This is a genomic window from Kitasatospora sp. NPDC088742, from assembly GCF_055584905.1.
Genome location: NZ_JBVJLD010000021.1, coordinates 1 through 12,921, shown reverse-complemented (window position 1 = coordinate 12,921; position 12,921 = coordinate 1). Strand labels below are relative to the sequence as shown.

14 protein-coding genes are annotated in these 12,921 nt (G+C 72.8%); 4 read left to right on the top strand and 10 right to left on the bottom strand.

Annotated elements, in window-relative coordinates; translation table 11 throughout:
- Positions 1-293 precede the first annotated feature (293 nt).
- Positions 294-821: a flavin reductase family protein gene (locus ACZ6ZR_RS18145; RefSeq protein ID WP_465643416.1), complete on the top strand. Its 528-nt coding sequence runs from the start codon at positions 294-296 to the stop codon at positions 819-821.
- Positions 822-844: 23 nt separating this feature from the next.
- On the opposite strand, the gene arfB is transcribed toward ACZ6ZR_RS18145, so the two are convergent.
- Positions 845-1,273 carry an alternative ribosome rescue aminoacyl-tRNA hydrolase ArfB gene (gene arfB, locus ACZ6ZR_RS18140; RefSeq protein ID WP_465643414.1) on the bottom strand — a complete coding sequence of 143 codons (429 nt, stop codon included), beginning with the start codon at positions 1,271-1,273 and terminating at the stop codon, positions 845-847.
- A gap of 237 nt (positions 1,274-1,510) precedes the next feature.
- Between arfB and ACZ6ZR_RS18135 the strand changes: the two genes are divergently transcribed.
- Both ACZ6ZR_RS18135 and ACZ6ZR_RS18130 read left to right on the top strand, forming a co-directional pair.
- Positions 1,511-1,999, top strand: coding sequence for a hypothetical protein (locus tag ACZ6ZR_RS18135; RefSeq protein WP_465643412.1), 489 nt, complete (start codon positions 1,511-1,513; stop codon positions 1,997-1,999).
- Between the two features lie 104 nt (positions 2,000-2,103).
- A complete protein-coding gene (locus tag ACZ6ZR_RS18130; RefSeq protein WP_465643410.1) occupies positions 2,104-2,679 on the top strand; it encodes a TerD family protein in 576 nt (191 codons plus the stop codon).
- Between the two features lie 76 nt (positions 2,680-2,755).
- Here ACZ6ZR_RS18130 and ACZ6ZR_RS18125 read toward each other — a convergent pair whose 3' ends face one another.
- From ACZ6ZR_RS18125 to ACZ6ZR_RS18095, 7 genes are all read right to left on the bottom strand, one after another.
- Positions 2,756-3,850, bottom strand: a complete 1,095-nt coding sequence (locus ACZ6ZR_RS18125) for a hypothetical protein (RefSeq protein ID WP_465643408.1) — start codon at positions 3,848-3,850, stop codon at positions 2,756-2,758.
- A gap of 125 nt (positions 3,851-3,975) precedes the next feature.
- Positions 3,976-4,464, bottom strand: a complete 489-nt coding sequence (locus tag ACZ6ZR_RS18120) for a DUF3180 domain-containing protein (RefSeq protein ID WP_465643406.1) — start codon at positions 4,462-4,464, stop codon at positions 3,976-3,978.
- A 97-nt stretch (positions 4,465-4,561) separates the two neighbouring features.
- Positions 4,562-5,161 (bottom strand): 2-amino-4-hydroxy-6-hydroxymethyldihydropteridine diphosphokinase, encoded by a 600-nt coding sequence (gene folK, locus ACZ6ZR_RS18115; protein WP_465643404.1) that lies wholly within the window; start codon positions 5,159-5,161, stop codon positions 4,562-4,564.
- A 52-nt stretch (positions 5,162-5,213) separates the two neighbouring features.
- A complete protein-coding gene (folB, locus tag ACZ6ZR_RS18110; protein WP_345283962.1) occupies positions 5,214-5,573 on the bottom strand; it encodes a dihydroneopterin aldolase in 360 nt (119 codons plus the stop codon).
- Positions 5,574-5,804: 231 nt separating this feature from the next.
- Entirely contained in the window at positions 5,805-6,302 is a 498-nt protein-coding gene (locus ACZ6ZR_RS18105) for a nuclear transport factor 2 family protein (protein WP_465643402.1), read from the bottom strand.
- A 26-nt stretch (positions 6,303-6,328) separates the two neighbouring features.
- On the bottom strand, positions 6,329-7,195 hold the full coding sequence (folP, locus tag ACZ6ZR_RS18100) for a dihydropteroate synthase (protein ID WP_465643400.1): 867 nt from the start codon (positions 7,193-7,195) through the stop codon (positions 6,329-6,331).
- Positions 7,196-7,389: 194 nt separating this feature from the next.
- On the bottom strand, positions 7,390-9,162 hold the full coding sequence (locus ACZ6ZR_RS18095; protein WP_465643597.1) for a phosphatidylglycerol lysyltransferase domain-containing protein: 1,773 nt from the start codon (positions 9,160-9,162) through the stop codon (positions 7,390-7,392).
- Between the two features lie 441 nt (positions 9,163-9,603).
- Between ACZ6ZR_RS18095 and ACZ6ZR_RS18090 the strand changes: the two genes are divergently transcribed.
- Entirely contained in the window at positions 9,604-10,356 is a 753-nt protein-coding gene (locus tag ACZ6ZR_RS18090; protein ID WP_465643398.1) for a ferritin-like domain-containing protein, read from the top strand.
- 46 nt (positions 10,357-10,402) lie between these two features.
- Here ACZ6ZR_RS18090 and folE read toward each other — a convergent pair whose 3' ends face one another.
- Positions 10,403-11,008 (bottom strand): GTP cyclohydrolase I FolE, encoded by a 606-nt coding sequence (folE, locus tag ACZ6ZR_RS18085; protein ID WP_465643396.1) that lies wholly within the window; start codon positions 11,006-11,008, stop codon positions 10,403-10,405.
- 109 nt (positions 11,009-11,117) lie between these two features.
- On the bottom strand, positions 11,118-12,921 hold a 1,804-nt coding region (ftsH, locus tag ACZ6ZR_RS18080), incomplete at its 5' end, for an ATP-dependent zinc metalloprotease FtsH (RefSeq protein WP_465643395.1).

The following is a 12,921-nucleotide window of genomic DNA, read 5'->3' as shown; positions in this document are numbered from 1 at the left end:
CACGCTCGGTCAACAATAGGTCACCACTTGTGACCCAAATCACACCATGTGCATGCACGAAAGCGCAGCTCAGAGGCCCTGCGTGGAACAATCCTGGACAATCCGGACCATTGGGTGGTCGGCTCTTCGCCGCCACCACTGAAGTCCGCTGCCCGCCGGAGGGCCCCGCACCCTCACCCCTGGGAGTGAGCCCCTGCGCCGCCCGGGGAACCCCGGTTCAGTCCTTCGGCCCAGCAGGACCTACGTCCACTGCCCGATGCCGCCCACCCGGTCGGCCGACTACCGTGCGGTACGTGCAGACGTCCTCGCAGCCCACCGCCACCCAGGCCGCCACCCCCGACCAGTTCCGGGCCGCGCTAGGCCAGCTCGCCTCCGGCGTGACCCTGGTCACCGCCCACGACCCCGAGGACGGCGAGGACGCCGGCATGACGGCGACCTCGTTCCTCTCGGTGTCCCTGGAGCCCCCGCTGGTCCTCGTCTCGGTCCGCACCGACTCCCGGATGGACGAGCTGCTCGCCCGTGCCGACCACTGGGCGGTCTCCCTGCTCGGCGAGGCGCACCGCACCATCGCCTCCCGCTTCGCCATGAAGGGCCGGCTCAGCGACCGCCTGCTGTTCGCCGACACCCCACACCACCGCGGCCCGCACTCCGGCGCCCCGCTGATCGACGGTGCCCTGGCCACCGTCGAGTGCCGCACCGTCCAGCGCGTCGCCGCCGGCGACCACACCCTGCTGATCGGCCACGTCCTCGCCGCCGAGCTGCCCGCCCCCGGAGCCGCACCGCTGGTCTACCACCGCGGCGGCTACCGCCACCTGGCCTGACCCTCCGTCAGCCCGTCGGTCCGTCAGTACTGCGGGCGGCCGCGGCCCTGCTTGAGCTGCGAGCGGTGGCGCTTGTTCTCCAGCCGCCGCTCGACCATCCCCTTGCTGGGCTTGGTCCGGCGGCGCGTCTTCGGCGGCGGCGCGGTGGCCTCGCCGAGCAGCGCGGCCAGCCGGGCCACGGCCATCTCGCGGTTGCGCAGCTGCGACCGGTGCTCCGACGCCTTCACCACCACGAACCGCCCGTCCACCAGCCGGCCCGCCAGCCGCTCCAGGGCGCGCTCCTTCCACACCGGCGGCAGCGCGGCCGACCCCGCCAGGTCGTAGCGGAGCTCGACCTGGGTGTCCGAGGTGTTGACGTGCTGCCCACCGGGGCCGGACGAACGGGAGAAGCGCCACAGCAGCTCGGCGTCGGGCACGACCACCGATCCCCGGACGCGCAGAGGCTCAGGCATGCCGCCATCATCCCGCCCCCGCCGCCCGGGGTCACGCGGTTAAACACCGCCGCCCGCCAGGCAGCGACCCCGGGGGCGCGAGGAACTGCGCGCGGGGGAACGGCAGCACGTGCAACTGACCCGCCTGCCCCGATCTTGCGCTGGTCCGCCTTCCGTCCTCGCGCAGTTCCTCGCGCCCCTGGGTCGCTGCCCTGCCGCAGCGCTGAGCCTGCCGCAGCACTGAGAGAGAATGTCCGCGTGATCGAGCTCGGCTACTCCCTCTCCAACCGCTTCCCCGACCCGCCGCAGACGGACTACCGCACCGCCCCCGTGCGAGCCCTGCGCCACGACCTGTTCTGCGGCGACGTCTACCTCGACGCGGACGGGGCCGAGTTCTCCACCAACTGGAGCTGGGTCCCGGTGCTCGACTTCGCCTGGGCGCTCTGCGACACCGTCGAGGAGCTCGACCGGGACCCGCGGGGCAGCCGTTCCGCGCTCGTCCAGACCTACGACCTGGACTTCACCCAGAACACCGAGCTGCTCCGCTTCGCCCGCCGCTTCGGCCTGGTCGAGGTCAGCGCCACCTGGCTGCCCGACGAGCCCCCGGCGGTGGTGCGGCACCAGGACCTGCGCCGGGAGGCCCGGGACTTCCTCCAGGACGTGCTGGCCGACCTGTTCGACCTGCACGAGGGCCTGGCCGACAACCCCAACATCTGGACCGTCCAGGGCCGCTTCCCCCGGATCTGACCCCCCGTCGGCCCGCTCCGTGAGAGATTTGCCGCGCGGCCGGAACCACCACCCCGGCCGCCCGCGTTCTCACGGTCAGAAGCGACGAAGGGACACCGAACAACATGCCAGTCAGCCTCTCCAAGGGCGGCAACGTCTCGCTGACCAAGGAGGCCCCGGGCCTCACCGCGGTCAACGTGGGTCTCGGGTGGGACGTCCGGACCACCACCGGTGCCGAGTTCGACCTGGACGCCAGCGCCATCGTGCTGAACGCGGACGGCAAGGTGCTCTCCAACGGGCACTTCGTCTTCTTCAACAACACCAGCTCCCCCGACGGCACCGTGGTGCACACCGGTGACAACCGCAGCGGTGAGGGCGCCGGCGACGACGAGGCGATCACGGTCAACCTGGCGAACCTGCCGGCCGAGGCCGTCAAGATCACCTTCCCGGTCTCGATCTACGACGCCGACAACCGCAAGCAGAGCTTCGGCCAGGTCCGCAACGCCTACATCCGGGTGCTGAACTCGGCCGGCGGCGCCGAGATCGCCCGCTACGACCTCTCCGAGGACGCGGCCACCGAGACCGCCATGATCTTCGGCGAGCTCTACCGCAACGGCGCCGAGTGGAAGTTCCGCGCCATCGGCCAGGGCTACGCCTCCGGCCTGGCCGGCATCGCCCAGGACTTCGGCGTCCAGATCTGACGCACCGTCCGACGGTACGACGAAGGGGCACCCCCGAGGGGGTGCCCCTTCGTCGTACCGGTACCGGGACCAGGACCTACCGGAACTCCGCCCGGAGCTCCGCGACCGAGATCACCTCGGTGTCGTCGTGCGGCGTCAGGTCGACCACCTCGGGCCGCCCGTGGGCGGCCGCGACCTCCTCCGCCGGGGCGGCCGTCACCGGCTGCTCCGCGGAGGGCTGCGGGGCCGCGTAGCGGGCGCTCTCGGCCACCGCCTCGTCGCCCACCACGTCCGCCAGGTCCTCACCGGCGGCCGGGGCCTTGGCGGCCAGCTCGGTCACGCTGCCGACCGAGGGCGCCGGAGCGGCGGCCCGGACGGCGGCGCCGGCCGCACCGGGGCGGCCGAAGAAGCTGAAGTTCTGCCCCCGGGCCGGCCGCGGCCGCTGCCGCACCACCGCTGCCGCGACGGCGGTCGACGGCGCGCCCTCCGCCGCCGTCCCCGGCGCGGTGAGCACCGGACGCTCGGGCACCGCGCCCAGCTGACGGACCGTCGCCTGCACCGGCTTGGCGGCGGGCGCCGGGGCCGCAGCGGCCGGCAGCGCGGGCTGACGCACCGCCACGGGGGCCCGCTCGGCGGCGGCCCGGCGCTCCTCGGCCCGGACGGCCTCCCGCTCCAGCTGGCGCAGCACCGAGCCGGCCCGGACGTACGCGGCCGGCGAGGCGGGGTACTTGGGGCGCGCGGCGGCCAGCGCGCGCTGGTGCGCCTCGGCCTCCTTGAGGGCCTGCTCGGCCACCATCACGGCACGCTCACGGAGCAGCCGGGCGATCTCGGTCTCGGCCTTGGCCAGCCGGGACTTCTCGGCCGTCAGCCGGCGGCCGAAGCGGGTGGCCCGCTCCTCGGCCACCTCGGCGGCGTACTCGGCCTCGGCGAGCTGCTCCTCGAAGCGCTCCTCGGCCCGCATCCGCCGGGTGGCGGCGAGTTCGGCGGCCAGCCGGGCCGCGCGGTCGCGCTGGCGCAGCAGCAGGGTGACCCCGACCGCGGCGAGCACGGCGGCGACGCCGAGCGAGCGCACCACGAGAGTGTCGGGGCTGGCCACCAAGGAGGCCAGCGCGGCGACGACGAGCACGCCCGCCGCGACCGGCGGCCCGGTGCGGCCGAGGAGGGAGGAGTGACGGTGGCGTCCGCGAGACATGCCAAAGAAACTAGCGTGCGAATCGGGGCGCTGTCAGCCTGGCCCCCCATTCCGCCCTTGACACGCCGTCACCGACACGTCCCGTGACGGGGCCCTGACGTGCCGTCAGTACGGGAACCGTGCGGTCAGCGCGCCGACGGTGCGGGTCCGGCCGGTCCGTCGTGGTCCTCCGGCAGCTTGCAGACGTGCTGCAGCCAGAGCGCCGCGGCCACCACGGCCGCCGCCGCCAGCACCGCCAGCCCGGCAGTGAGCGCCTGGGGGGACCGGGACGGGTCGTCCAGCTGGCCGAGCAGGTGGATGCCGGTGCCCGCGTAGACCCCGGCCATCACCGCCGAGACCAGGGCACTGGCCTGCCCGAGCACCACCGCCCGGGCCGCCCCGATCGGATCGACCCCGCGGGCCCCGGGCCGCCGCTCGCGGGCCGCCTTCAGCCGGCCGCGCAGCGAGAGCGCGGTGGCCAGCAGCACCACCGCGACCGCCGCCAGCACGATCGGCGCGGCGGCGGGCACCCCGGGCAGGTGCCCGAGCGAGTCCCACAGCCGGGCACCCGCCCAGGCCAGCGCGGTGGCCACGGCGGCGATCAGCAGCAGCAGACGGAGGCGGAGCGGCTTCACACGGGTCCTTCCAGCGGAGATGACGCCCAGTCAAGCAGAGGGGACCGGACAGCAGGGCCAACGTGCGCACCCGCTGTCCGGTTCCGAACGCCTGTGGCTACTCGGGCAGCCGGAGCTGGATGTCCTCGCGGCGCAGGACCTCCTGGCCGGGCTCCTCGGAGACCGTCTTCAGCAGGTCGGCCACCCGGCCGCGGCCGGGCAGCTCGGCGTCCGGGTCGGCGTCCTGCCAGGGGGCGAGCACGAAGGCCCGCTCGTGGGCCCGCGGGTGCGGCAGCAGCAGCACCGGGTCGTCGCTGGTGACGCCCTCGTAGGCGAGCACGTCGACGTCCAGGGTGCGCGGGCCCCAGCGGACCTCGCGGACCCGGCCGAAGGCGTCCTCGACCGCGTTGGCCCGCTCCAGCAGGGAGCTCGGCGGCAGGGTGGTCTTCAGCACCACCACGGCGTTGAAGTACGAGGGCTGCTCCTCCGGGCCGCCGACCGCCGCGGTCTCGTACACCGCCGAGACGGCGCAGACCTTGAGCCCGGGGGTGTCGGCCAGCGCGTCGACGGCGCCCTGGAGGGTCTCCAGCCGGTTCCCGAGGTTGCTGCCGAGGGCCAGGGCCGCGCGGCGCGGGTCGTGCAGGGTGGATTCGGCGGTGTCGACCCGGCGCTCCAGGTCGAACGTGGTCGGCGAGGCGGTCGGGTCGCTGGTGCTCATCGGTATCCCTCTGCAGGTTCGGTCTGGACGGCGGCGGGCCGCACCGCGAAGGTCATCCGCGGCGCCGGTGGATGGTGATCGTCACGTCGTCGAACGGCACCGTGATCGGGGCGTCCGGCTTGTGCACCGTGACCTCGACCTCCTCCACTGCCTCGTGCTTCAGGCACTGGTCGGCGATCCGCTGGGCCAGCGTCTCGATCAGGTCGACCGGCTCGCCGGCGATGATCGCGGTGACCTCCTCGGCCACCACCCCGTAGTGCGCGGTGCGGGTCAGGTCGTCGCCGGAGGCCGCCGGGCGGGTGTCCAGGTACATCACGAGGTCGACCACGAAGGTCTGGCCCTCGACCCGCTCGCGCTCGAAGACACCGTGGTGGCCACGGGCACGCAAGCCCCGCAGAGTGACGCGGTCCAGCAACTCACTTCTCCCATGTGGACAGGCCCCGCACACGGCGGGGCACCGGGCCGCCCGGCCCGCAGCTCTCGAATGTACCTGCGGGCGACGGCGAACCCCGACCGTCCTACCCGGCACCGCGCGGCGCCACGCACGCCGGAACGGCCATTGACGTGAACAGTCGGTGCACGTTCCGCAACAACGCCCCGGCCCGGCGGATTCCCGCCGGGCTGACGGAGCCTCAGCGCGAGCTCACTCCTCGTCCTCGTCGTCCCCGCTGGTCAGCACCGGTGAGCCGTGGTGCGACCAGAGCTTCCAGCCGTCCGCCGTCCGTCGGAACAGGTTGGTGGAGACCACCTTGCCGCCGACCAGCGGGCCCAGCTCGCCCTCCTCCTCGGCCTCGCCGCCGGAGAGGATGTTCTCGGTGCAGGTGAGCAGGGCCGTGTCGCCCTGCACCTCGCACTCCACGTCGGTCAGGAAGAACTGGATGTACTCCGTGTTCGCCATGATCAACATGTACGAGCGGGTCACCTGCGCCCGGCCGCGCAGCACCGGCCAGCCGGGGTGCACGCAGACCGCGCCGTGCTTGTCGTCCGCGTCGTCCGGTCCGAGCCAGGCGCTCTCGACGGCCTCCAGGTCGCCGTTCTCCAGGGCCTCGTACAGCGCCTGGTTGGCCGCCAGCACCGCCAGCCTGTCCAGCTCCGCCTCCGCCGAGGCCCGGTCCCCGACCGACCTGCCGTCACCCGCCATGGTCACTCCCGCCCTTCGCCAAACCGCTACCCCCGGATAGGTCCCTGCGCGGCCGCCCGCTGCCAGGCCGCCACCACCCTCACCGCGTCGGCCGTCCCGGCCACGTCGTGCACCCGGACCGCCCACGCCCCGGCCCGGGCCGAGAGCACCGAGACGGCCGCCGTCGCGTCGTCCCGCTCCCTGGCCGGGCGCAGCTCGCCCGTTTCCGGGTTGGCGAGCAGCGTACCCAGGAACCGCTTGCGCGAAGCCGCCACCAGTACCGGGCGGCCGAGAGCGGTCAGCGCGTCCAACCGGCCGAGCAGCGCCCAGTTGTGCTCCGCCGTCTTGGCGAAGCCCAGACCCGGGTCCAGCACCAGCTGCTCCTCCTTGACCCCGGCCGCGGTCAGCGCCGCCATCCGGTCCGTCAGCTCGGCCACCACGTCCTCGACCACGTCCCCGTACACCGCCAGGGCGTCCATGTCGGCGGACTGCCCGCGCCAGTGCATCACCACGAACGGGGCACCCGTCCGCGCCACCACGGCGGCCATCCCCGGGTCCGCCAGCCCGCCCGAGACGTCGTTCACCAGCCGGGCCCCGGCCTCCACCGCCCGCTCCGCCACCGACGCCCGCATGGTGTCCACCGACACCACCACCCCGGCCGCCGCGAGCTCCTCGACCACCGGGATCACCCGGCGCAGCTCCTCCGCCTCGGTCACCCGCCGTGCCCCCGGCCGCGTCGACTCCCCGCCGACGTCCACCAGGTCCGCCCCCCGGGCGGTCAGCGCCAGCCCGTGCGCGACGGCCTTCGCCGGATCCAGCCACAACCCCCCGTCCGAGAACGAGTCCGGCGTGACGTTGACCACCCCCATCACGGCGCAGCGGTCGAGGTCGGGAAGGCCGGGCAGCTTGTTCATGGGGCCATTATCGACGCGCCGCCCGAACCGGGACGCCCGGCAGGGCAGCGACCCAGGGGCGCGAGGAACTGCGCGGGTACGGAAGGCGGCCCACCGGCAACTGAACCACCGTCAGCCAGTTGCAGGTGCTGCCGTTCCCCCGCGCGCAGTTCCTCGCGCCCCTGGGGTCGCTGCCCTGCCGGGGCGTCAGCCGATCAGGCGGCCTTGGTCAGCTTCGGCGGCTCGGCCATCAGGCTCTGCCGCTGCTTGCGGCGCCACGGCCGCGGCAGCCCCAGCGTGATGAAGGCCTCCGCCTGCATCGCGGCGAAGCCGATCCGCGGGAGGTCCCGGGTCTGCGGGTAGACCAGGAACCGCGGCTCCCACTCCGGCTGGAACTTGGCGTTGAACTTGTACAGCGACTCGATCTGGAACCACCGCGAGAGGAAGACCAGCAGCCCCCGCCAGGCCCGCAGCACCGGCCCCGCCCCGATCCGCTCCCCGCGCGCCAGCGCCGAGCGGAACATCGCGAAGTTCAGCGAGACCCGCCGGACCCCGAGCGCCGGCACGGCCTGCAGCGCCGCCACGATCAGCAGCTCGTTCAGCCCCGGGTCGGCCGCCCGGTCACGCCGCATCAGCTCCAGCGAGATCCCGTCCGGCCCCCACGGCACGAAGTGCAGCACCGCCTTGAGGTCGTCCGCGTCGGCCGGCTCGCCCTCCTCGGGGGCCTTGTGCGCGGTGACCACCACGCAGGCGTCGTCGCCCTGGTCGCCGAAGCGGCCGAGCGCCATGGAGAAGCCGCGCTCGGTGTCGGTGCCGCGCCAGCGGGCGGCGGCGTCGGCGATCCGGCGCTTCTCGTCCACGCTCAGGTCGCCGACCCGGCGGACCTGGCAGGAGTACCCGTTGCGCTCGATCCGCTTCACCATCTGCCGGACGTTGCGCATGGCCCGCCCGGAGAGCGAGAACGCGGCGGTGTCCACGATGGCCTCGTCGCCGAGCTCGATCGCGTCGAGGCCGGCCTCCCGGGTCCAGATCTCGCCGCCCTGCTCGGAGCAGCCCATCACGGCGGGGACCCAGGCGTGAGCGCGGGCCTCGGCCATGAAGACCTTGATCGCGCCGGGCCAGGCCTCGGGGTCGCCGACCGGGTCGCCGGAGGCGAGCATCACGCCGGAGACCACCCGGTAGGAGATGGCGGCCTTGCCGGTGGGCGAGAAGAGCACGCTCTTGTCACGGCGGAGCGCGAAGTAGCCGAGGGAGTCCCGCTCGCCGTGGCGGTCCAGCAGTTGACGGACCTTCACCTCGTCCTCGGCGGTGAGCTCGGGCTCGGGCTTCTCCGGGCGCAGCGCCAGGTAGGCGGTGGTGCCGGCGGTGATCAGGCCGAGCGCGCCGAGCGAGTAGCCGACGTACCAGGCGACCTTCTCGGAGCGGTAGTCGACCGGGCCCTCGAAGCCGACCAGGCCGTAGAGGACGTGCTGGAGGCGCTCGGCCAGTCCGGGGGTGTTGACCTCGGCGCCGGTGCGGACGCCGACGATCAGCAGGCCGAGGCCGACCGACACGGCGGCCAGCAGGACGAAGGCGGCGCCGGCCCGCCAGCGGGTGCGCGGGTCGGCCTTGGCGTAGAACTCGCGGTGGTGGACCAGCATGACCACGAGCAGCACCAGCGAGATCACCGCCGGGCCGACCTGGTGCCAGCGCAGCAGGTGCAGGCCGGCGCCGATCGGCAGCAGGACGCAGGCGGCCCGCCAGGCGCGGCGCTTACGACGGCGCAGCGCGTGCGCCAGCATCACCAGCAGCAGGCCGACCATCAGGGTGCCGGCCGCGGCCAGGGTGGTGGTCCCGCCGGGCAGCTGCCCCGCCAGCCACTGCATCTTGGTGCCGCGCAGCCTCGGGAAGACGGCGCAGGCGATGTCCACCAGGCCGATCAGCAGCGCGGTGTACCCCACGGCGCCGGGCAGCCAGGCCCGGGGCACGGCGGCCGCCTGGGTGCGCAGCGTCTGGAACCGCCGGCGCGGCTGCTCCTGGGTCGGTTCAACGGACACGGGCGTACTCACGGGGAGTCAGCGTAGGGGCTGCCGCGGGCAGTTCCGCCCCTCCGATGGGGGCGTCGTGCGGAACCTTCATGACAAATCCTTGTTCTGGCAATCGGACCGTCAGATGAGCTCCCGGAGAGGGTCGTTCCGGGTGCGCGGCGGACGGTGGTGCCCTGGGGACGGGTGGGCGTTGCGACCTGACGGATGCTCGACCGACGCGTGCGCGGTACGGCACCCGCAGGTGTGCCGCACACCGTGGACGCAGCATTCTAGGCCCCCGGTTGCGCACCGTCCGCACACCGGGCGCCCACACCCCGGGGGACCCGCCCGGAGCAGCACCGGTGGCCCGCCGGGAGCGCGGCGGCGGAGGATGAACCTCCCGACGGGAGGAGACGCCCCGCCATGCTCAGCACCCGATCGCTGTTCCAGCAGATCTACGCCGACGACCGCGCCTACCAGCTGTTCTGCTCCGTCGCGGCCGGCGGCGAGGACCAGGGCGGCTGGGAGAACGAGCGGATCACCGAGCTCACCACCGACCCGGTGCTGGCCCCCAAGGTGGCCCGGCACGGCGCGGACGAGCGCAAGCACGGGCGGATCTTCACCCAGCTGCTGCGCAAGCGCGGCCTGGAGAAGGTGGAGATCCCGCCGGAGACCGACTACTGCATGCTGCTGGAGCGTCAGGGCATCGGCCTCTCCCACGACCGGCTGACCTCGGGGGCGCCGCTCTCCGACCGCGAGATCATCACCTACCTGGCGCATAGCCGGGTCACCGAGCAGCGCGCGTCCGAGCAGATGCGCCAGCTGGCCAAGGCGTACGCGGACAACCCGGAGCTGGACCGGGCGATGCGGATGATCTCCGCCGACGAGGACGACCACCTGGCGTACTGCCACGAGGAGCTGCTCCGGCTGGCCGCCCGGGGCCACGGCCCGTACATCCGGCACACCCTGGAGTCGATCGCCCGGGGCGAGATCCGCACCCACCGGGACGTCGGCCTGGCCGTGATGACCGTGTTGGGCCGGATCCTGGGCTGGCCCCGGCACCAGCGGCTGCTGCTGACGGCCGGGGTGTACGCGCTCTACCTGTACGACCGGGCCTGGGGCTGGCGCCGGATGGTCACCCTGCGGATGCCAGCCAAGCGCAACGCCCTGGGCTGACGCGTCGTCAACCCAGGGCGCAGGTGGAGCCGGCCGGCGGAACCGGTCAGCGGCTCATGATCAGGCTCATCGCCTCGGCCCGGGTCGCCGGGTCCCGCAGCTGGCCGCGGACGGCCGAGGTGAGGGTCTTGGCGCCGGCCTTGCGGATGCCGCGCATCGACATGCACATGTGCTCGCACTCGATCACCACGATGGCGCCGCGCGGCTCCAGGATGCGCATCAGCGAGTCGGCCACCTGGCTGGTGAGGCGCTCCTGGACCTGGGGGCGGCGGGCGTAGACGTCGACCAGCCGGGCCAGCTTGGAGAGGCCGGTGATCTTGCCGCTGGTGGACGGGATGTAGCCGACGTGGGCGACGCCGCGGAACGGCACCAGGTGGTGCTCGCAGGTCGAGTACACCTCGATGTCCTTGACCAGCACCATCTCGTCGTGGCCCAGGTCGAAGGTGGTGGAGAGGACGTCCTCCGGCTTCTGCCACAGCCCCGCGAATATCTCCTGGTAGGCCCGGGCCACCCGGGCCGGGGTCTCCAGCAGGCCCTCGCGGTCCGGGTCCTCACCGATCGCCAGCAGCAGCTCGCGCACGGCGGCCTCCGCGCGCTTCTGGTCGAACTCCCCGATCGCGGGGTCCTGGTCCAGAGTCACCGGGTCGATCATGCGGGCCTCGCAAGCTGGTCAGTGGAGTCAGTGGGAACGGTCCGAGCAGCACGGATGCCGCGCCTCCAGGGTACAAACCCGGGTGACGCGGCATCCATTCCGATCGGTGTCAGGCCTCCGAAGGGGTCTCCGGCAGCTTGACGATGTCGACCTGCGGGGCGGTCTCCGCCTGAGCCGCGTTGTTCATCGCCAGCTCCTTCGGGGACTGCACCGGCGGGCGGGTGGACGGGGTCCGGCGGGCCGAACCCGTCCAGGCCGGCCGGGCCGGGCGCTTGACGATGGAGCTGAAGATCTCGGCGATCTGCTCCTTGTTCAGGGTCTCCTTCTCGAGGAGCTCCAGAACGAGGTTGTCGAGCACGTCGCGGTTCTCGACCAGGATCTCCCAGGCCTCGTTGTGCGCGGTCTCGATCAGCTTCTTGACCTCCTCGTCCACCAGCCCGGCGACCTCCTCGGAGTAGTCGCGCTGGTGGCCCATCTCGCGGCCCAGGAACGGCTCCGACTCGCTGGAGCCGAACTTGATCGCACCCAGGCGCTCGGTCATGCCGTACTGGGTGACCATGGCCCGCGCGGTGGCGGTGGCCTTCTCGATGTCGTTCGAGGCGCCGGTGGTCGGGTCGTGGAAGACCAGCTCCTCCGCCGCGCGCCCGCCCAGCATGTAGGCCAGCTGGTCGAGCATCTCGTTCCGGGTGGTCGAGTACTTGTCCTCGTCCGGAAGGACCATCGTGTAGCCCAGGGCGCGGCCGCGGGACAGGATGGTGATCTTGTGGACCGGGTCCGCGTTCGGAGAGGCCGCCGCGACCAGGGCGTGACCGCCCTCGTGGTACGCGGTGATCTTCTTCTCCTTGTCGGACATGATCCGGGTCCGCTTCTGCGGGCCCGCCACCACGCGGTCGATCGCCTCGTCCAGGATGGAGTTGTCGATCAGCTTCTTGTCCGAACGGGCCGTCAGCAGCGCGGCCTCGTTGAGCACGTTGGACAGGTCGGCACCGGTGAAGCCGGGGGTGCGCTTGGCGACGGCCTTGAGGTCGACGTCCGGGGCGACCGGCTTGCCCTTCTGGTGGACCTTGAGGATCTCCAGACGGCCCATCAGGTCCGGGCGGTCGACCGCGATCTGGCGGTCGAAGCGGCCCGGGCGCAGCAGCGCCGGGTCCAGGATGTCGGGCCGGTTGGTGGCGGCGATCAGGATCACGCCGCCCTTCACGTCGAAGCCGTCCATCTCGACCAGCAGCTGGTTGAGGGTCTGCTCGCGCTCGTCGTGACCGCCGCCGAGGCCGGCGCCGCGGTGGCGGCCGACCGCGTCGATCTCGTCGACGAAGACGATCGCCGGGGCGTTCGCCTTGGCCTGCTCGAACAGGTCACGGACCCGGGAGGCACCGACACCGACGAACATCTCGACGAAGTCGGAACCGGAGATCGAGTAGAACGGGACGCCCGCCTCGCCGGCCACGGCTCGGGCCAGCAGGGTCTTGCCCGTCCCGGGCGGGCCGTACAGCAGCACGCCCTTGGGGATCTTGGCGCCGACGGCCTGGAACTTGGCCGGCTCCTGCAGGAACTCCTTGATCTCGTGGAGCTCCTCGACCGCCTCGTCCGCGCCCGCGACGTCGGAGAAGGTGGTCTTGGGGGTGTCCTTGGTGAGCAGCTTGGCCTTGGACTTGCCGAACTGCATGACCCGGGAGCCGCCGCCCTGCATCTGGTTCATCAGGAACAGGAAGACCAGCACGATGATGACGATCGGCAGCATCGACAGCAGCAGGCTGACGAAAGTGGACTGCTTCTCGGGCACCACGGTGTAGCCGTTCGGCACCTTGCCCGCGTTGGTGCTCAGGTAGTCGGCCAGCTCGGAGCCCTGGTCACCGACGTACGAGGCCTGGAACTTGGAGCCCGAGGGCACCTTGCCGTTGCTGCCCGCGGGC